The 20,714-nt window shown below is 54.5% G+C and carries 17 protein-coding genes; all 17 read right to left on the reverse strand.

Features of this window, described 5'->3' with window-relative positions; translation table 11 throughout:
* Window positions 1-6: 6 nt before the first annotated feature.
* The 17 genes from nadB to EDD73_RS01940 all read right to left on the reverse strand — a co-directional run bounded on the left by nadB (window position 7) and on the right by EDD73_RS01940 (window position 20,703).
* Complete coding sequence (gene nadB / locus EDD73_RS01860; protein ID WP_131917997.1) at window positions 7-1,611, reverse strand: L-aspartate oxidase; 1,605 nt, start codon at window positions 1,609-1,611, stop codon at window positions 7-9.
* 94 nt (window positions 1,612-1,705) lie between these two features.
* Complete coding sequence (gene nadA, locus EDD73_RS01865) at window positions 1,706-2,641, reverse strand: quinolinate synthase NadA (RefSeq protein ID WP_131917998.1); 936 nt, start codon at window positions 2,639-2,641, stop codon at window positions 1,706-1,708.
* A gap of 156 nt (window positions 2,642-2,797) precedes the next feature.
* Window positions 2,798-3,193, reverse strand: coding sequence for an aspartate 1-decarboxylase (gene panD / locus EDD73_RS01870; protein WP_131917999.1), 396 nt, complete (start codon window positions 3,191-3,193; stop codon window positions 2,798-2,800).
* Window positions 3,194-3,195: 2 nt separating this feature from the next.
* On the reverse strand, window positions 3,196-4,041 hold the full coding sequence (panC, locus tag EDD73_RS01875; protein ID WP_131918000.1) for a pantoate--beta-alanine ligase: 846 nt from the start codon (window positions 4,039-4,041) through the stop codon (window positions 3,196-3,198).
* Window positions 4,042-4,181: 140 nt separating this feature from the next.
* Window positions 4,182-5,174, reverse strand: coding sequence for a 2-amino-4-hydroxy-6-hydroxymethyldihydropteridine diphosphokinase (folK, locus tag EDD73_RS01880; RefSeq protein WP_131918001.1), 993 nt, complete (start codon window positions 5,172-5,174; stop codon window positions 4,182-4,184).
* Window positions 5,171-6,436 (reverse strand): dihydropteroate synthase, encoded by a 1,266-nt coding sequence (gene folP / locus EDD73_RS01885; protein WP_131918002.1) that lies wholly within the window; start codon window positions 6,434-6,436, stop codon window positions 5,171-5,173. The genes folK and folP overlap by 4 nt, the downstream gene beginning before the upstream one ends.
* A gap of 19 nt (window positions 6,437-6,455) precedes the next feature.
* Window positions 6,456-7,028 (reverse strand): HD domain-containing protein, encoded by a 573-nt coding sequence (locus tag EDD73_RS01890; protein WP_165876260.1) that lies wholly within the window; start codon window positions 7,026-7,028, stop codon window positions 6,456-6,458.
* Between the two features lie 86 nt (window positions 7,029-7,114).
* A complete protein-coding gene (locus EDD73_RS01895) occupies window positions 7,115-8,785 on the reverse strand; it encodes a formate--tetrahydrofolate ligase (RefSeq protein ID WP_131918004.1) in 1,671 nt (556 codons plus the stop codon).
* Between the two features lie 187 nt (window positions 8,786-8,972).
* Window positions 8,973-9,878: a TIGR01777 family oxidoreductase gene (locus EDD73_RS01900; RefSeq protein WP_165876261.1), complete on the reverse strand. Its 906-nt coding sequence runs from the start codon at window positions 9,876-9,878 to the stop codon at window positions 8,973-8,975.
* Window positions 9,879-9,958: 80 nt separating this feature from the next.
* On the reverse strand, window positions 9,959-10,210 hold the full coding sequence (locus EDD73_RS01905) for a hypothetical protein (protein ID WP_131918006.1): 252 nt from the start codon (window positions 10,208-10,210) through the stop codon (window positions 9,959-9,961).
* A 20-nt stretch (window positions 10,211-10,230) separates the two neighbouring features.
* Window positions 10,231-11,892: an ABC1 kinase family protein gene (locus tag EDD73_RS01910; RefSeq protein WP_131918007.1), complete on the reverse strand. Its 1,662-nt coding sequence runs from the start codon at window positions 11,890-11,892 to the stop codon at window positions 10,231-10,233.
* Between the two features lie 111 nt (window positions 11,893-12,003).
* On the reverse strand, window positions 12,004-12,306 hold the full coding sequence (locus tag EDD73_RS01915) for an STAS domain-containing protein (protein ID WP_131918008.1): 303 nt from the start codon (window positions 12,304-12,306) through the stop codon (window positions 12,004-12,006).
* A gap of 179 nt (window positions 12,307-12,485) precedes the next feature.
* The gene (ndk, locus tag EDD73_RS01920; protein ID WP_131918009.1) at window positions 12,486-12,935 is read right to left on the reverse strand and encodes a nucleoside-diphosphate kinase; all 450 of its coding nucleotides are present in this window, start codon (window positions 12,933-12,935) and stop codon (window positions 12,486-12,488) included.
* A 56-nt stretch (window positions 12,936-12,991) separates the two neighbouring features.
* The gene (ftsH, locus tag EDD73_RS01925; protein WP_131918010.1) at window positions 12,992-14,797 is read right to left on the reverse strand and encodes an ATP-dependent zinc metalloprotease FtsH; all 1,806 of its coding nucleotides are present in this window, start codon (window positions 14,795-14,797) and stop codon (window positions 12,992-12,994) included.
* A gap of 97 nt (window positions 14,798-14,894) precedes the next feature.
* Window positions 14,895-16,334, reverse strand: coding sequence for a tRNA lysidine(34) synthetase TilS (gene tilS / locus EDD73_RS01930; protein WP_165876262.1), 1,440 nt, complete (start codon window positions 16,332-16,334; stop codon window positions 14,895-14,897).
* A 111-nt stretch (window positions 16,335-16,445) separates the two neighbouring features.
* Window positions 16,446-19,025: a SpoIIE family protein phosphatase gene (locus EDD73_RS01935; protein ID WP_131918012.1), complete on the reverse strand. Its 2,580-nt coding sequence runs from the start codon at window positions 19,023-19,025 to the stop codon at window positions 16,446-16,448.
* A gap of 115 nt (window positions 19,026-19,140) precedes the next feature.
* On the reverse strand, window positions 19,141-20,703 hold the full coding sequence (locus EDD73_RS01940; RefSeq protein WP_165876264.1) for a phytoene desaturase family protein: 1,563 nt from the start codon (window positions 20,701-20,703) through the stop codon (window positions 19,141-19,143).
* Window positions 20,704-20,714: the final 11 nt, after the last annotated feature.

Raw genomic sequence — 20,714 nt, forward strand, 5'->3', positions numbered from 1 at the left:
CGTTCCTTAGACCGCATGAATAATATGCCGCAGCCAGATATCCCGAGATGCGGGAACATCCACACGGTAATGGCCGCCTCGGCTTTCCGTACGTAAAAGCGCCGAGCAGGCCGTCAACTTACCCAATAAAAGCATGTTTGCCGCTTCCAGCGCCCGGATCAAACTGCCTTGCTCGGCCTCTTTGATCGCGACACGTTCCAGATCAAAAGCAGCCGACGCTAACTCTTCTTCCGAACGCCACAAGCCGACCCGTTCCCACATGATATGTTGAATCGCTTCGGCAATCTTCTGGGCACTGGCCGGATTCGCCCCGGAAGGTAACCCCGCAAAGACCGATGTCATCCCCAGCGGACCATGATCGATCGTTTCATCCATCGCCACATCCAGCCAGGGCCGCCCCGATTCCACAATCCGCGCACCAAAGACCAACCCCTCCAGCAGCGAATTGGACGCCAGGCGATTAGCGCCATGCACACCGTTGCATGCCGCTTCCCCGCAAACAAACAAGCGGGGAATATTCGTCCGTCCCCAGATATCGGTTCGCACACCGCCCATCAAATAGTGGGCCGCCGGCGCCACCGGAATCGGTTCGTTCGGCACATCAATGCCATAAGCCTGACAGTTGCGATAGATATTCGGGAACCGCTTTGCAAAGGATTCTCCCTTAAGATGGCTTACATCCAGAAAGACCGAAGCGGCGCCGGCATCGTCCATCTCCTGCCAGATGGCCAGCGCCACCACATCGCGCGGCGCCAATTCGGCCAGCTTGTGATACTTAGGCATAAAGCGCTGTCCTCGCCCGTTGAGGAGTAGCCCCCCTTCGCCACGAACCGCTTCGGAGATCAAAAAAGGCGGCGCTCCCTCTTTCGTGAGGGCCGTCGGATGAAACTGGACAAACTCCAGATCCATGACCTCCGCACCCGCCCGGAATGCCGCTGCAATCCCGTCACCGGTGGTGACATCGGGATTGGTCGAGTATTTATAAAGCTGCGCGGCACCGCCGGTCGAGACAATCGTCACCGCCGCTTTGAACACGTGGAGGCCCCGCTCCTCATGGCAAGCCAGCACACCGCAGCACTCACCGTCGCGATTACGCAAAAGATCGACCAATTGCGTATTTTCATACACACGGATCCGGTCATGAGTCACGCAGGCTTCCCAGACAGCACGCCGAATTTCTTCTCCTGTCGCATCACCGCTGGCATGCAAAATACGCCGGCGCGAATGAGCTCCCTCCCGCGTCAGCGCCAGTTCCCCTTCAATCGTATCAAACTGTGTACCCAACTCGATTAATTCTTCCACCCGGCTCGGCCCTTCATTGACCAGCACCTGCACGGCGTCCACTTCATTGAGACCGGCACCGGCCTCCAGCGTGTCTTTCAGATGCAAACTTGGCGAGTCGGCGCTGTCGATGGCCGCGGCAATCCCGCCTTGGGCATACTCCGTATTGGAATCACCCACACGGCGCTTCGTCAAAAGGGTTACATGGCCAAACTTGGCCGCTTTCAGCGCCGTATACAAGCCGGCAATCCCGCTGCCGATGATCAGAAACTCGGCCCGGTATTCCGGCAGTTCCGCCGGGGTAAAGGGAAACAAATAACGCGTACGCACGGAAAAGCCTCCTTAAATGCAAGAACAGCTACCGGTAGAGCACCGACAGCTGCTGTTGCCCTGTCCACTTCAACTTCTTTTTCCCGGCAGAGCCTTAAGCCAGCGCCAGCATACGCTCCAGCGAAGCCAACGCTTTTTCCCGGATCGGTGCATCCACGGTGATGCGTGGCTCCATATCCTGTAGTGACCAAAGGATCTTCTCCAGCGTCGTCATTTTCATATTCGGGCAGATCAATTTGGAACTGGCCATATAAAAATGCTTATGCGGCGCTTGCGTGGTCAACGGGTGCAGCACACCGGCTTCGGTGGCCACGATAAAGGAATCCTTAGGCGATTGTACCGCATAATTGATCAAACCGGTTGTCGATGCAACAAAATCAGCCATGGCGACCACTTCCGGTTGGCATTCCGGATGAACAAGCAGTTCGGCTTCCGGATGGGCTTCCCGCGCGGCTTGCACTTCCGCTACGGTTAAACGATCGTGGGTATTGCAGTAGCCCGGCCAAAGTGTCATCGCTCGTCCCGTACGCTTCATCACCCAATCACCGAGATTGCGATCCGGCAAGAAAAGAATCGGCCGATCCTCCGGCAAGGAAGCCACCACCTTGAGCGCATTGGACGAGGTGCAGCAAATGTCGCATTCGGCTTTGACGGCCGCAGACGTATTGACATAGGCCACCACGACCGCGTCGGGCATTGCTTTTTTCTTTTGTACCAGTGCTTCCGCCGTCACCATGTCGGCCATGGGGCACCCGGCATGTTGATCCGGCAGCAGCACTGTTTTTTCCGGTGCTAGAATCGCTGCCGATTCGGCCATAAAATGAACACCGCAAAAGACGATCACATCGGCATCGGTCTTCGCAGCCTGCTGCGCCAGTTGTAAGGAATCACCGGTAAAATCGGCTACTTCTTGAACCTCCGGACGCTGATACACGTGCGCAAGCAGGACCGCCCGACGTTCCTTCTTCAACTGGTTAATTTCTGCTGTCAGTCGCGCTATTGTCTCGACATCTGTCCCTTGTGCGCCCACGTAAGCCTCCCCTTCCCCTTATGCCGCCCCCATATATCCTTTGGCGGATTCTCTATTACGTCGTCCCATCGACGATTTTCGCCGGGACTTTCTCTACTTATGATCAATCTGCAGTCATTCTATCCAGTGCGTTCCCCATTGTCAAGAAAAGGCGTTTTAATGTGTCGACGGACCGCAAGTGCCGGCTTTTTCTTGTTGTACCTGCTGAATGATGCGATTTTGATCATCAACAAAAACGACCTGCGGGCGATAAGTGCGCGCTTTTTCTTCTTCCATCATGGCATAGGAGATGATGATTACACTGTCACCGGGCTGAACTAAGCGAGCCGCCGCTCCGTTGAGACAGATCACGCCGGAACCCGGTTTACCGGGAATTACATAGGTTTCCAGCCGCGCCCCATTGTTATTGTTGACGACTTGTACCTTCTCATTCTCCCAGATATCAGCCGCCGCCATCAAATCCGCATCAATGGTAATCGAACCAACGTACTGCAAATTGGCTTCGGTCACCGTTGCCCGGTGAATTTTCGACTTATGCATGAAACGCAGCATACCTACACCTCCACGACCAAGTTATCAATCAACCGTGTTTTGCCAAAACGCACCGCCAGCGCCAGCAAACAGGCGCCTTCGAGCTTCTCCAGCGGCTGCAAGTTCAAGTTATCCACGATCGCTACATAATCCACTTCTGCCCGCGGCTCCTGGGCGATGAGCTCGATCATCAGCCTGCGTAGCACCGTCGCATCGCGCTCTCCGGCTTCCACCGCCGCTTGCGCTGCCGTCAGCGCCCGGAACAGCACCAATGCCGCTTGGCGGTCCTCCGGCGACAAGTAGACATTGCGTGACGACAAAGCCAGCCCGTCGGCTTCACGCACAATCGGCACCGTAACGACGGTTAAGAGCATATTTAGATCCAGCACCATCCGCCGAATCACGGCCACTTGCTGGGCGTCCTTTTGCCCAAAATAAGCGTTATCCGGTGCGACGATATTCAAAAGCTTACAGACCACCGTTGTGACCCCGCGAAAATGGCCGGGCCGGGCCGCGCCGCAAAGCCCGTCGGTCAGGCCCTGTACTTCGACCGCACTGGCAAAACCGTTAGGGTACATGCCGCGCACCGTTGGCGCAAAAATCACATCGACACCGACGGAAGCCGCCAGCGCTTGATCGCGCGACAAATCCCGTGGGTATTCTTCAAAGTCCTCACCCACACCAAACTGCATCGGATTAACAAAAATACTGACGACCACCCGATCGCAAGCCGCTTTGGCCGTGCGCATCAACGTCAAGTGTCCTTCGTGCAAATAGCCCATCGTGGGCACCAAACCGATCGACAGCCCTTCCCGGCGCGTTGCCCTGGTCCAGGCCACCATGTCTTCGATCGACGTCAATAAAAGCATAACAAAACCTCCCTCTGTTCTTCATCCTTGATGGACGCGACGAAGCAGAAGGAGGTTAAATCCATCCATTCTTTCCCCGACGCCGTCTCGGTCCCGCAGGATCCAAGCGGTTTGGCTTAGCCATACCGGGTATCAATTGATCAATGATGACCTTCGCGATCAGCGGTCTCGATGGCGCTGACCGAGCAGCACTCACCGGACCCATCGCCATGGGTCAACGCATCTATTCTAATCGACTTACGCTCAATATGCAAGACTACGTCGAAATGATCTCGGTGCTCGTCCAGCGCCTGCAGGAGTTCCCTGGTCGTGCGCCCATCGGGAAAGACCCAATCGGGAGCCACTTCGGCCAACGGTACCAGCACAAAGGCGCGCCGACCGATCTCCGGGTGGGGTACCTGCAATCCCGGCGCGTCGATCACTTGATCACCGACGAAGAGAATATCCAGATCGAGCGTACGCGGCCCCCACTTGACTTCCCGCTGGCGCCCAAACTGCTGCTCCACCGCTTGCAACGTCACCAACAACCGCCAGGGCGACCAGCTTGTCCGGAACAACGCCACACCATTGAGAAAAGCGCCTTGGGGGACCGCGCCGACCGGCGCCGTTTCATACCACGACGAATGGGCCAAAAGCGTCAGCCCCGGCATGGTCGCTAAGCACGTGAGCGCCTCGGCCAGCGTCGCCACCCGGTCACCGAGGTTGCTGCCCAGGGCAATGGCCACCGTTTGCTCCGTCGGCTCCGGTTGCGGTTGGCGATAGCGCACAATCTCCACCGCCATCGCCCGGAAAATTCCCGGGACCGGCGCCTTCGGTTTTTCCACGCGCAAACGAATCGCTTCGACCAGCGGAAAATCTTCAAGCACGGCTGCGGCCAGCGCTTCCGCCAGCGCTTCAATCGTTTGATAGCGCTTTGTTTCCACCATCGCGTGCATCCGTGCATAAACTTCACCGTAATGGACGGTAGCCGTCACTGCATCTTGCCGCCCCGCCGGTGCCAGATCCAAAAATAACTCGGCATCAACATCAAAGGGTTGTCCTAAGACGGCTTCTTCCGGCAAGGCACCGTGATAGCCGTAAAAACGCAGGCCATAAAGCCCGATCCGATCACCCTCCGGTACGCGCCGGCTCATCGGTCGCCCCCTCCGGCGTTCATGGCCTCATCCTGCGTGCCGACGCCCATGGGCTCGTCCTTCGCCCCGGTGCGCACGATCGCATCGATCATCGTCGCCACCCGCCGGTTCGCTTGCACATCATGGACCCGGACCAGATCGACACCCCGGGCCGCAGCCAGGGCCGTTGTGGCCAGCGTTCCTTCTAAGCGCTGCTCGACAGGCAAATCAAGCGTATTGCCAATGACGGACTTCCGGGAAGCGCCCAGCAGCACCGGCTTGCCCATGACGCGCAGTTCACCCAAGCGATCGAGCACCGCCAAGTTTTCCTCATGGGTCTTGCCAAAACCGACGCCGGGATCCAAGATGATCGCTTCTTCCGGCAAGCCGGCATCGATGGCACGCTGCACACTATGATCAAAAAAGGCCAGGATCGCGCGCATCACATCGCCCGCTTCCCGTTCCCGGCGATTGTGCATCACCACGACCGGCGCGCCGTAATGGGCCGCTACGGCCGCCATTTCGTCGTCATACTGCAAGCCCCAGATATCATTGATGATATGGGCGCCCGCTTCCAAGGCCCACTTGGCCGTTTTGGCTTTATAGGTATCGACGGAAACCGGCACAGGACAATTGACCACCAGTTCCCGTAAAAAAGGTAACAGCCGTTCCATTTCCTCTTCCGCCGACAGGGGGCGATGATGGGGCCGCGTGGACTCCGCACCGATATCGATCACATCAGCGCCCTCGGCCACCATGGCCTCCATGCGCAAAAGTGCATCGCGCACCGTCGGATAGGATCCGCCATCGGAAAAACTATCCGGCGTCAAATTCAAGATCCCCATGATCCGCGTTTGCCGGCCCAGCACCAGCGACTTGCCCCGACAGTCCAGCACCTGGGCGGCCTTGCTTCGCGAACAAGCCCGGTCATACTGGCGCAGCACCTGCTCGATGCGCTGGCCCACTTCCGCCAATCCAAACGGCTGGCGGCGCAGCGTTTGACAGACCCGCTCGAACTGCCGCAGTGTGCCCATCAGCAACGCATCGGTAGACTCCACCGAAAAAGCACAAGTATTTTTATGGAGCGCACAATCGCCACCTTTGGCCAGCATCTCCTGTTTAAGCAGATTGGCCGCTTGCGGCGTCAACGGTCCTAACCGGAGCAACCGGTGAACCCCTTTGTTGTTCATCACCGCCGTCCCTGCCGGATCACAACCGATCGCCTCTAAGGCGTTACGCACACCATCTCGATCATATATTTCAATCACTTGCACCGGGCTCATGATTCCACCTTCTTATCGCTCAATAAATTAACTGCCCGGCTTTACGATCGGCCCATTTACAGCCTTCCATCGACGGACAATCAAAGCAACGGCGCGAGTAAAAATCAGCCAGCGCCAAAATGCGGCCCAAAAACCGCGTGCTCAACCGTTTTCCCTTATGCCGGTGCTCTTCGATCGCCGCCGCAATCACGGCGATTTCTGCGCTCGTAAAACCGCAATCCGCCAGAACGCCTTGGCACAGTTGGCCACCGACAAGGGCATGATCCTCACCGGTAGCGTACTGGCGCCATTTCCCCATGTCATGAAGCAGCGCTGCCGCATAGACGATTTCTTTGACATACTTTAACTCCGCCGCCGGCTTCGGCTCCTTGGCCGTTCCCACCTGCAGTGCGTCCACCCATGCCTCATAGCTTTCCAGCGGCGGCTTTTTGGCCGGTAGTCCACAAACATACTCCAAGACCATTCCATAAGCGATGCGTGCCACATCCAGCACATGGGCCAGATCATGCCGGCAATAGAGGCGCTCCTGCTCCCAGCGCTGGTTTTGCTCCATACATTGTTGAAAAAAAGCATGTTCAAGAATTCGGTTCACCCGCTCCAGGCCATCCATCCCCCGTCTACCAGCCCCGTTCCCAGACCCGTCACCAGACCCGGACGTGCTATTCTCAGCACTTTGCCTTAAAATAAACCGACGATTTTACCGTCCTCATCAATATCAATTGAACAAGCAGCCGGACGTTTCGGCAAGCCCGGCATCGTCATAATCGCCCCGGTAATGGCCACAAAGAAGCCGGCGCCGGCCGACAAGCGCACTTCGCGCACTTGCACCGTAAACCCTTCGGGACGGCCGATCAGGGCTGGGTTATCGGACAGGGAATATTGCGTCTTGGCCATACAAACCGGTAAATGCCCATACCCCAGTTCGCCAAAGCGGTCCATTTGTTTGCGCGCTTCCGGCGTGTAGCTCACTCCGACGCCACCATACACTTCCCGGACCACCGTGGCGATTTTTTCCTGCAATGACACTTCATCCGGATAAAGCACTTGAAAAGCCGCCGGTTTTGTTTCGATCGTTTCCACAACTTTCTTGGCCAGATCAAGACCGCCGGCGCCACCTTTAGCCCAGACTTCCGATAAGGCAACCGGCACACCTAAGACCCGGCAGCGCTCCTCGACCCAAGCCAGTTCCGCTTCCGTGTCCGTCGGAAAAGCGTTGATGGCAACAACAGCCGGTACACCGAACTTGGCCATGTTCTCGATGTGTTTTTCCAGATTACCAAAGCCCTTTTCCAGTGCTGCCAGATTTTCTTGGTTCAGTTCGCCTTTAGCCACTCCGCCGTGTGATTTCAGTGCCCGTACGGTGGCCACAATCACCGTGCAATCGGGCTGCAATCCAGCCAAGCGGCACTTCAGATTATAGAATTTTTCAGCACCCAGATCGGCGCCGAAGCCGGCCTCGGTGATGCAATAATCGCCTAACTTCATGGCCATGCGCGTCGCGATGACCGAATTACAGCCGTGGGCGATGTTGGCAAAGGGACCGCCATGCAAGATGGCCGGCGTATGTTCCAACGTTTGCACCAAGTTCGGCTTGATCGCATCTTTCATCAACACGGTCATGGCGCCGTGGGCTTCCAGATCGGCCGCCGTCACCGGTTTGCCTTCGTAGGTGTAGGCAACAACGATCTTGGCAAAGCGTTCCTTCAGATCGGTCAGGTTCTGCGCCAAGCATAGAATCGCCATCAGTTCCGATGCGACCGTAATGTCAAAACCGGATTCCCGCGGGACACCTTCCGTTCGGCCGCCGAGACCCATGATGATCTTGCGCAGTGCCCGGTCATTTAAATCGACGACGCGCCGGAACACCACTTGCCGGGGATCGATATTCAACGGGTTCCCTTGCTGCAGCGAGTTGTCCAGCATGGCCGCCAGCAAATTATGGGCCGATGTGATCGCATGAAAATCACCGGTAAAATGTAAATTGATGTCTTCCATCGGTACAACCTGGGCATAACCGCCGCCGGCTGCGCCGCCTTTGACACCGAAGCTGGGACCTAAGGACGGCTCACGCAGCGCAATGACCACCTTTTTCCCTAATTGCTTCATCGCATCGCCCAAGCCCACCGTTGTGGTCGTTTTTCCTTCGCCGGCCGGTGTGGGGTTAATGGCCGTCACCAAGATCAGCTTGCCGTTGGGACGATCCTGTAACCGCTTGAAGGCAGACAGAGAGATCTTGGCCTTATTTTGACCGTAAAGTTCGATCTCTTCCGTGGGAATCGCCAACTGTTCCGCGATCTTCGTAACGGGCCATAAGGTTGCTTCCTGGGCAATCTGAATATCCGTTTTCAACGTTTTTAGCTCCTTTCACTTTCCCACTTGTTTTCTGGAATCAGTATTCGCCGATCACGGGAAATTCCCTGCTGCACGGTCGGCCAGGGGGCGGTCAGTCATCAGGCGCAGCGCTTAACGATCGATCTGGTGCAACGCGGTCTTTGACGTCCACGATCGATCTGGCGTAGCACCCTTCGACGTTAACTCAGCGATAGATCTGGCGCAGCGCCTCCGCGACGTCAGGATAGCGAAATTGACCGCCTAAAGCCAAGTAGCGTTCCGGCACACAGCGCTGTCCCTCAAGCAGCATCTCATCGGCCATCTCACCCAAGGCAATGCGTGCGACAAAAGCAGGCAAGCGCGTCCACGAAGGAGTACCGATCGCTTTGCCCAAGGCATTCATCATTTGCTCCATCGTCACCGGCTGGGGGCTGCAGGCATTATAAGCACCAACCATTTGTTCATCGCTGATCGCCCGTTCAATCATCGTAATCAGATCGTCGCGATGGATCCAAGACATCCATTGTCGTCCGCTGCCGATCGAACCACCGACACCGATCTTAAAGGGAATTGCCATTTGCGCCAGTGCGCCGCCACCCGGGGCAAGGACCACACCAAAGCGCAAAATCACAACCCGTAGGCCCAAATTTTCGTTTTGCCGGGCTCCCGCTTCCCAGCGCAAACACAGATCGGCCAAAAAGCCTTGGCCCACACCATCGGCTTCGGTAAACACTTTGTCCCGATGGACGCCATAGTACCCCGTCCCGGAGGCATTGATCCAAACCTTCGGAATCCGAGCGCCCTGCTCTTGGGCTTTGGCTAGTGCACGAGCCAATTGCCCCGTCACACCAACACGACTGGCCACCAACTGCGCCTTGCGCTCCGGCGTCCATCGTCCTTGACCGATACTTTCACCGGCTAAGTTGATCACACCATCGATATCGGCAAAGCTTGCCGGATCAAGTTCACCGCCGTTCTGGGGTAAGACGATCGTCTTGCTGCCGCTCCGGTCACGGCGCACCACCAAGCGCACCTCATGACCCAACGCCTCTAACCGTTTCACCAAGGAGCGTCCGATAAAACCGGTGCCACCGGTTACAGCAAAAATCATCGCGATAGCCCCCCTTTTGTAAAAAAAAAGCATCGCATCAACTGCGGTGCTTTAAAATAAGTGCAAATGAAAATAATGAATTACTTTTCATCACGTTTGGCTGCAAAAAAATGAACGAGCGGATGCACAAAACCGGCTTTGCGGGCTTTGCGCTCAAATTCTTTGAACGCCTCGATGGCTTCCCGCCGTGCGCGCATGCGCTCGACATCGCCTTTAACGTTGATCATGAAGCCTTCTTCAGTTTCCTTGATAGAAAATTCCCAAGGACCCCACGACCCCGTTTTTTCTTTTCCCTCTGCATTTTCCGCGTCTGCTGTACGGGATTCACTCATTGTTTTCCCTCCTTTCCGTCCTAAAAGGGTCCATTGCGATGAATGGGCTGGTTAGTATTATGGGGACGCCGGGATGATTGCCACATCAACATCAAAGTAAAGAAAATCCCCAGCCCGCCCGTCCAGTTGGCCTCAAAATAAAAATGCTGCGTATAAAATATCGTTGTGCAAATCGCCATCGCCGCGACCATGATCGCTAAGGTAACCCGATTAACCAATTGCGGCTGAAACTGCAGTGCTCGTTGAATATCGCCCAGGTTGTCGACGCGAACATAAATTTCCCCAAGATCGGCTTTTTTTAATGTACGCGACATCAAGCCCGGTAGACCAATGAGTGTGTTGCCGTAATCCTTGGCCCGGCGCCAAACTTCTTGGCCGATGGTACCATCTTCATTGCTGAGCAACTTTTGTAAATACGGTGCGGCTACATTGGCATCGATCTGTGGATCCAGTGCAATCGCCACACCGGTCACTGTCGCTACGGCGCGCCCAACAAAGATCAAATAAGCGGGAATCTGGATCGGTTGATCATAGACCAGTTCACGCAAATCAGCAGCTAAGGGACCGAGGTTTTTGGTCTGTTCCAGTTCTTTCAGCTGTTCCGGTGAATGAAACTGAAAGAAAAACTCCATCGCCCGGCGAATCAAGTTGCGGTTGGCATTGGGCCGCAAAAAGCCCAAGGCGTTCAACGTATTGACCAATTGTTCACTGTCGCGCTGTAACAGCGCAAAAAGCATGTCTTTTATGTTTTCCTTAGTACCGGATGTTAATTCACCGACCATACCAAAGTCAAGAAAGACCAGTGTGCCATCTGCCTGAACATAAAGATTGCCCTGGTGCGGATCGGCGTGATAAAAACCAAAAACGATCACCTGATCCAAGTACGCCTGCATCAAGCGTTTGGCCAATTCGCGCCGGTCGATCTGGTTTTCTTCCAAAAAATCCAGATCATCGATGCGTCGTCCTTCGATAAATTCCATCGTCAGTACCCGACTTGTGGAATAATCGTGATAAATCAGCGGTACAGCCAGCCCTGGTTTGCCGGCGATCAACGCACGAAAACGATCCGCATAGCCGGCTTCTAAGCGATAATCCAATTCATCGCCAAAGGTCTGCCGCATTTCCCGGTAGATCGCATCGAGATCCATTTGCTTTTCAATGTCGGTCAGTTTTTTGGCAAACCACATGGTCAGATGAATCGCATCAAAATCCGCTTGGATGATCTCATTGATGTTTGGCCGAAGAACTTTGACAGCGACCTTTTCCCCCGACGGTAACCAAGCTCGGTGAACCTGTCCTAGCGATGCCGCCGCCAGTGCCTGTTCCTCGATCTGGGGAAATACCTGGAGCAATGGCCTGCCAAATTCTGCTTCGATCGTCTGTTTAATATGTTCGAACGGTGCCGCCGGTACAGCGTCTTGTAAGGTATTTAACTCCTCTGTGATCGCTTTCGGCAAGATATCTACACGGGTGGCAAAAAACTGACCTGTTTTGATCAGCAGACCGCCCATTTCCGTAGACGTCTGGCAAAAGCGCAAGGCCATACGGTGAAAAAGCGCCGACCATTGTTCTTCCATTGCCTTCTGGCCCAGGCGGGCTTCGCGTTTCTTATACCACCATACCCGTACCATGAAACTGAAAAACATGCTGGTTATTCGCCATATACGGTAGTAGCGGTTCATCCCTTCGCTCCTTGCCTATGTAGACCTGATTGTCGATACTCGGTAATGATGATCTTGACGAAAATCGTTGACGAAGATCGACAGATTAAAAACAAGTAGCCGATACTTGTTTTAGGCCATGTCAAAAACTTTAATCAAGCGGGTTAATTCCATAACTTCTTTGGGTACACCTTGCAAGCCCTTCATGGTTACGCCGCCTTGCATCTGACGGGCTCGCTTATGAATCGTTACCAGGACACCTAAACCGGCGCTGTCAATAAAATTAAGCAAACTTACATCGATAACAAAACGGGCGTTGCCTTTTTCAATCTGAGCCAATAATTTTTCACGCAGATCACCAGCATCATTAATCGTTAAACTGCCACTGAGGACAACATTCACCTGGCCTTGATGCGCTTGAATCGCGTCGATCATCGGAAATCCCTCCGCATAATTGTTTGCTTATCTTTAGCTAATAGACCGTAATCAATATAAGTCTACCACAAGCTGACGCCACATCATAGATTTTTTATTCATTGATCTTTAAATCAATCGCCTTCGACTTCATTCACGAAAAAGAGGCGCCTCTATTGAGACGCCTCTTTACCCAATGCTTATTCGGTAATCCAAGGTTGGTTGTTGCGTTCCCAGGAAACAAAATCCTCGGGAGCAAAATAAATCGCCAGTTCCCGCTCAGCCGATGCCGGCGAGTCCGAACCGTGGATAATGTTCCGTCCGATGTCCACAGCAAAGGTACCGCGGATTGTTCCCGGCGCGGCTTTGGCCGGATTGGTGGCGCCCATCAGATCCCGCGAGACGGTGACGATATCTTTACCTTGCCAGCACATGGCCACAACCGGTGCCGAAGTAATGTAGTCGACAAGGCCCGGGAAGAAGGGTTTGCCAACATGCTCTTCATAATGCTTTTCGGCCATTTCACGAGTCAAACGGAGAAATTTCATGGCGACCAGTTGAAAACCTTTTTTCTCCAGTCGAGCGATGACTTCGCCGATGAGTCCCCGTTGTATTGCGTCCGGTTTGAGCATCAAAAACGTTCTTTCCATGGTTATCATTTGCGCCCCTTACTTATTGATTCTAACCGGGGAGTGACCCCAGTAATTTACGCTTCTTTTTGCATCAGTGCAGCAAATTCCGACGCTTCAATGGTTTCTTTCTCCATCAACATTTCGGCTAATTGATGCAGTTTATCCATGTTGCTTTCCAGTTTATGCTTGGCTTTAGCGTAGCACTCATCGATGATCCGCCGTGCTTCTTTGTCAATCGAGAAGGCTACGGCTTCGGAGTAATTACGATCGCGCGCCAGATCGCGGCCCAAGAAGACCGCTTCTTGCTTGTGACCGAAGGTCAATGGACCGACTTCATCGGACATACCGAACTCGGTAATCATCTTGCGTACCAGATCGGTGGCCCGCTCTAAGTCGTTCGATGCACCTGTCGATACTTCCTTGAGAACCAGCGCTTCGGCGACACGTCCGGCCAAAAGCATCGTCACTTGATCAAGGATCTGCGACTTGGTCATGTAATGGCGATCTTCTTCCGGCAGCAGCAAGGTGTAACCGCCGGCACGACCACGGGGAATGATGGAGATTTTATGGACCGGATCGGTGTTCTCCAAAAGCCCGCCCACCAGCGCATGGCCGGCTTCATGATAACTGACCAGTTTTTTCTCAAATTCACTGATCACACGGGATTTTTTCTCCGGACCAGCGATGACCCGCTCAATGGATTCTTCCATTTCACGCATGGTCACGCGTTTTTGGCTGCGCCGTGCGGCCAACAGGGCCGCTTCGTTCACCAGGTTCGCCAGATCGGCGCCGGTAAAACCCGGTGTCCGCCGTGAAAGCACATCCAGGTTGACCGAATCGTCAAGCGGTTTTCCTTTGACATGCACACCGAGAATTTCTTTACGTCCGCGGATATCGGGACGATCGACGACGATTTGACGGTCAAAGCGACCGGGGCGAAGCAACGCCGGATCGAGAATGTCCGGGCGGTTTGTGGCCGCGATAATGATGATCCCTTCATTGGCGGAGAAGCCGTCCATTTCCACCAGCAGTTGGTTCAATGTCTGTTCGCGCTCATCATGACCGCCGCCGAGACCGGCACCACGCTGGCGTCCGACGGCATCTATTTCATCAATAAACACGATACAGGGGGAGTTCTTTTTGGCTTGCTCAAAGAGATCGCGCACCCGGGACGCGCCAACACCGACAAACATCTCCACAAAGTCGGAGCCGGAAATGCTGAAAAAGGGCACGCCAGCCTCTCCGGCGACGGCACGCGCTACGAGGGTTTTCCCTGTGCCCGGCGGTCCGAAAAGCAATACGCCTTTGGGGATCTTGGCACCGAGCTCAACAAAACGTTTGGGATGCTTCAGAAAATCAACGACTTCTTCTAATTCTTCCTTGACTTCATCCGCACCGGCTACATCAGCAAAGGTGACTTTTTTCTTGTCATCGGTATGCAACTTAGCACGGCTTTTGCCAAATTGCATAACCCGCGAACCACCGCCCTGGGTTTGTTGCATCATAAAGAAGAACAACGCCACCAAGACCACGATCGGCAATAACGATGAAAGCAACGAAGTCCACCATGGCGGCTCCGGTGCCGGTTCTTGAGTAAAGGGAATTTGTTTGTCAAGCACCAGATCGGTCACGCGCTTGTTATCAACGGGGCCAATAGTGACAAACTTTGTGCCATCTTTTTTCACACCGGTAATATCGGTGCGATCCCGCTCAGTGACCATGGTTAATTCTTTAACCTGATCGCTGACCAGCATTTGATAGAATTGTGTGTACGATACTTTCTCCTGTACTACCTCGGGCCGCTGTGTGACCCGTAATACGGAAAGGGCCAACAGGACAATGAGGATGTATATGGCAAGGTTTTTGACGATGCGGCTCACGTGTAACCTCCTCCCGCTGAACTTACCCGTCTCGCTGTGAACAAGTTAGCGATGACTGGGGAACGATAAATCCGTGATTTCCATTGTAGCATAAGAATTACTCGCTATCAAATATTTTTGCCATCGATTCCCCACCTTGCCAACGCAGGCAAAGAACGCTGGTGCTGTTCGCCGTTGGACGATAGCGCCCGTCTTTGCGCTGCCCAATCACCCAGATCACTTCATCATCGAAGAGCAGCACGGGGATTTGGTCGCGGGCTTGCCGAGGTACTTTCGCATCAATCAGGAGATCCTTGATTTTTTTTCGACCGCTACCGCTGCCTAAGGCGATACGATCACCGGAACGGCGACTGCGTAACAGTAACGTTCCATCGCGGACTGCCTCCGGCGCGAGAAAAAAAACAAAGCGCTCCTGCGGTTGCGCTTGGAGCTGCCAATGGGCTGCCGGCAAGCGTTCGACAATCAGCGCGCCTCCGGCTTCCGGAACTTCCAAGCGCATCGGTTCATCGCCCAAAGGAAGTGGCACCGGATAGGCAAAATCATTGGCTCGCGGCGGCCATATCGATGCAACCGTTAATTTCCCACGAGAGAGCACCAGCGCGCCCCTCCCCACCGAACCCACAGCTCCTGCTTGTCCACACTGCCGTTGTAGCCTTTGCAGTAAGTCCGTCGTCAATACATAGTCCACATAAGGAAGGTCAACTTGCGCCGCTTGACGTTCCAAGAAGCTGCGCAGCACGCGCCGCTGTAGCGCTACCGGTAAAGCGAGCAAGCCGGCACAGTCTAAGCTGTCGCCCTGCAGGAGCGATCGCTGCGTCTCTTCCGCTAGTTCCTGCATGCACCGGTCTTCTTCACGCAACACGTCAGCCATACGCTGGAGCGTCGCTACCAGATTGGGGTTATACTGACTCATCATCGGAAGCAAGTGATGCCGCAGATGGTTGCGCGTATAGTCATCGCTGACATTGCTTTCATCTTCCCGCCAGGTACCACCGTTCTCACGCACAAAGGTTTCGATTTCCTGGCGCCGAAAGCCGAGCAGGGGGCGGATCAGCCGTCCTCGCCGGACCGGCATCCCCGTCAAACCGCGCAATCCTGTGCCGCGCAGCAGATGAAACACCACCGTTTCCGCTTGATCATCGGCATGATGCCCCAGGGCAATGCGATCAAAGGCTCCCTCATCGGCCACCCGTTCCAGAAAGGCATAGCGCAAACGGCGCGCCGCTTCCATTTTGGTCCCTTGTTCGCGGTGCCACCATCCCTCGTCGGCTTGTTCGACCCAGCAGGGCACACCGGCATCGGCTGCCAGTTTCGCTACAAAAGCCGCATCTTCATCGGCGCTGGCACCGCGCAGCCCATGATGAAAATGGGCGATCCCGAAGGCGACAGGCATCCTTTGCTGCGCCAGTTGATGAAACAATAAAAACAAACATACCGAATCGACGCCGCCCGATACGGCAAGCAGTACCCGCTCTCCCGGTAGCAGCAGTTGATGGTTCACAATCGCGTCATGAAAACGTTGGAGCAATTCTTTCACCTTATTCCTCCGGCTAATCGCCATCGGTTTCTCGTCAAAATCTTTTTGTTCTACAAATGACCATCTTTCCCCTGCTGCTTCGCCTGATATTTTCCCCAATCCCCGGCCAACTCAATCGTCTTGATCATCATCTTCCAGCAACGGCGTTTCCATCACGGCGATCACGACGACGGTGGCATCATCGCCGCCTTGACTGCGCGATGTGGCACGGCTCTCTGCTAAGATTAAATCGGCCAGTGCCTGCGGCTCTTCTGCCGGCACACGGGCCAAGAAGGAAGCCACCCAATCATCGTCGGCCTTTTTGCCATCGAGAATACCGTCACTGATCAACACCAACCGATCACCTTGCATCAACGACACCACGATCGATTCGACTTCAATCGATTTCATAATTCCCAAGGGCAACGAAGAAATTCGTAATGCCTGCACCCGGCGCCCCCGCCGTAGGTAACTTTGCGTTGCTCCGAGTTTGAATACTTCTGTTTCCAACGTCGCTTGATCGATCACCGCCATATCCACAGTGGCAAAAGATTCATCATCGGTAGCCATGGCGATCATGGCATTGACGGCACGGACGGCTTCGTCGACCGGAATGCCCGATCGCGAAAAGTGTTCCAGCAACGATAAGGTCGCGGCACTTTCACGAGCTGCCCGTACGCCCACGCCGGCACCGTCGGACAAGGCGACAACTTGCTGATGACTCGATATTTGCCATTGCCGTACCGTATCACCGCAAACCATATTGCCATGGCGGCCCGCTTGCGCCATGCCCACTTCCAGTTTCCAAGGTTTCTGTGCAACTAACGTAAACGAGCAAGGCTTACCTAACTGACAGCTTCTTTTGCCAACCATCAAAGGAGAACCAAGTACATCCGCCGCCACCGGCGCAATCTGACTGGCACAGTGCTGCGCCCCGCCACAGCCGGTTCCCGTGACGACCACACGCCAGGGATCGGCCTTACGCATGGACTGTATCGTCACACCGTGCTCGGCCAAGGCGTTTTGCAATTGGTCCTCGATCTTACCGGGAGCAAACCACCGTTCACCCTCTTTGACCAGCGAGCCCATCCATGCCGATAATCCACGAAATTGCGCACTGACCAGTCCGCGGCTTTCCTGCATACGCATACGCCAGTATCGGTCCACGGCGAACGTCTCCAACAAGCACTGGATGGTAGCCGCCATTTCGCCTAAGCGTGTACACCGTCGGGTTAATTCCGGTGTGAGCTTTTTAATGGCGCCGGCGCCTTCTTCGTGCACTTGATCGAGGATGGTACGCAGATAGGCTTCTGTTCGTGCCTGATCACGGTCCCAGCAAAGACCGCAACTGCTACAGGGTGCACAAACCCGTTCTTGCAAGGCCCGCAGTAAAAGCGCTTCTACTTGCTCTTTGCCCGGTCCTTCACCGGCTTCCGTCACTTCTTCAAAGGTCTGCGCCAGTTGACCGAAAAGGGAACTCATTTCGTTCAATCGCGGCAAGATGGCTTGTTTGATTTGCGCTGCCGCTGAGGCCGTTTCGCTACGAACATCGCTGCTTACGCCGGCACGTACCTTGCGCAGCATCGCCACAGGCCAGAAGAAAAACATCGTTCCGGCGATGACCGTCTCCATCAAAGCTTGTTTGACAGCGATCTCATTGAACATATAGGCTGATAAGATCACATGACCGAGGATAAACCCAATTAATACACCGATCTTGGCCCATCCCCGCAACAAACCGCCCAGCAATCCTGACAGTGCCATCAAAGCCACCGTGATTGGCGGCTGTAAGGAAGCGAGTACCGGCACAAAACCGGCAAGCACGCCGCTGATCACACCGCCGTAGATACCGCCTGTCCACGCCGCCAGCAAAATCACGGTGCGCAGTGCGATACCTAGCAGCGTAATCTCACCCATGCTGATGTTCGGGATACCGAGCAATACCAGTAAGCAAATCGCGGCGATACCCAGCGTTTCGTTACCCTGCCACCGACCCGGTTCCCGACGCCACGCTTGTTCCCCCCAGGCAAAAGCAACGGCAAACCATCCAGCCAGGAGGCTTTCAAAACCGATAAAAATGAAGCGGTACAACTGTTCCGCCGTGCCCAGCGCTGCGCTCCCCTCGACCAAAGCAATCACAGCGGCCGTCACGGCACCGACTTGCCAGGCCTTCCAATCGGCGCGGTGCCCATAGCGGCCCACCCACGCCAAAAGGCCAATCGCCAGCACCCGCGACAACATCGTCGGCCCCAGCGGATCTTGGATCGTTACACTAGCCATATCCGGAATGATCAAGCGGGAAGCCCACGCCAATAAAACAAGCAGCAGCGTCGGCATCAACATCTGTGGCCGCTTCCAAGCCGTAGCCATGACAATCGCCGGTCCACCCACAAAAAAGCCATCCAACATCACGGCCCGGCCGACCAAAAAGGTGACGACGATCGCCGGGATATTCATCGATGCCCGCATCGTGATCGGTGCGAGCCGTAGCCCTGCCGCTTTTTCCTTCGTCCGCTTGATCTTCGATAGTAATTTTCCTGTCGGCCATGGCCAGGTTACGCCCTTTGCTTCGGGCATCTTTTCTGGTCTAACCCAATCTCCCTCCGCGGCACCTTCACTGGCCACCCTGCGAAAGGGGTACACTTTCGGTTCATCCCACACATGGGTCCCTCGCTTTCGCCACCAACTTAGCACAATGGTATCTTTTACCATTATAGCGAAGGAATCCTGCAAAACTTGTCAACTTAATACCCGGTTGTTCCGATTTTTTTAGATAAATTTGTGAAAAAAAAAGCGATGGCCAAGCCATCGCTTTAAATCGTTCATCTTAATGAGCCGTTGATTGGTGGAGTGCTGTTGCACCTTTCGCAATATTCACGGAAGCCGTACCCCACTCGTTGATAATTTCCTGGGCCACCATCCGACCGGAGACGATCACCACCGGTACCCCGCCACCAGGGTGGGTGCTGGCGCCGACAAAGTAAAGGTTGCTTACTTGATCCGATTGAATATGCGGACGGAAATAAGCTGATTGGAACAACGTCGGCGCCAGACCGAAGGTGGCACCTTGGTAAGTATTGAACTTTTTCTCGAAAATCGGCGGTGTGTAGATCCGCTCAAATTCGATATGCTGGCGTAAATCAGTCAACCCACAGCGCTCCAGTTTGTCCAGCACGCGTTCACGGAACGGTCCCACTTCCTTGGACCAGTCCACATCGGCGGTCATGTTGGGTACCGGCACCAGTACATAGACGATGTGCTTGCCCGGCGGCGCCACCGAATCATCGACCGTCGTCGGTGCGTAGACGTAGATGGCGGGATCATCGGGCATTCGATTTTGCTCATAAATCTGATGGAGTGTTTCTTGATAACTCTTCGTGAAGAAGATGGTATGCGTATGCAAGCAATCGAACTTTTTGTCCGTACCCAAGTACATCATAAAACAGCTACAGGTATTGTGCATACGGGCAAGTTTGGCCGGTGTGTATTTACCTCGGTACGCTTCCGGCACCATTTTATTCATCGTTGTCGGAAAATCAACATTGGATACAACAACATCGGCCCGCATTTCTTCACCGGAAGCGAGTCGGACGCCGCAAGCCCGTCCGTTTTCGATCAAGATCTGGGTCACTTCCTGCTTGCGTAGCAGCTTTCCGCCAAACTCTTCAAGGAGTTTGACCATCGCTTTGCTGATGGCATTCATGCCGCCTTTGGGATACCAAACACCGCTCAAGGCATGTTCCACATAGGCGATGAGCGTATAAATCGACGGGGCTTGATAGGGAGACAGGCCCAGATAAATCGCCTGGAAGGTTAGGGCGATACGCAAACGCTCATCTTTGACAAAGCGGGCAATATCGTCGTACATGTGATTGAGCGTCTTGAGTTGGTACATGCCCCAGAGCGTATCGAAATTCATGAAATGGGTAAGCTTGTGAAGAGGCTTCTCGATAAACTTTTCCCGTGCCACTTGATAGCGTTTGTTGATCTGGGCAAGAAAGGCGAGGTAACCGTCGACATCATCGGGGCTGATCCGACGGATCTCATCCAAATTGGATTTTAAGTCATTACAGGGTTCCAGCACCGAGCCATCGTGATAGACGAGGCGATAGAGCGGATCGACACGAATTAATTCCAGATAGTCTTCCAGTTTCCGATCGACATCCCGAAAAAATTGATGAAAAACATCATCCATCATCAAAATGGTCGGTCCAATGTCAATCGTGTACCCTTTTTCTTCGATGGCACTAAGACGGCCGCCGGCGGTTGCTTCTTTTTCGAAAACCGTAACGTCCCAACCTTGATGAGCCAGATGTACGGCTGTTGATAAGCCCCCCGCACCGGAACCTACGATGAAGACTTTTTTCTTTCCTGCATTTCCGTTTTTCAAATTGCTTCTCT

Source organism: Heliophilum fasciatum (assembly GCF_004341395.1).
Taxonomy (GTDB): domain Bacteria; phylum Bacillota; class Desulfitobacteriia; order Heliobacteriales; family Heliobacteriaceae; genus Heliophilum; species Heliophilum fasciatum.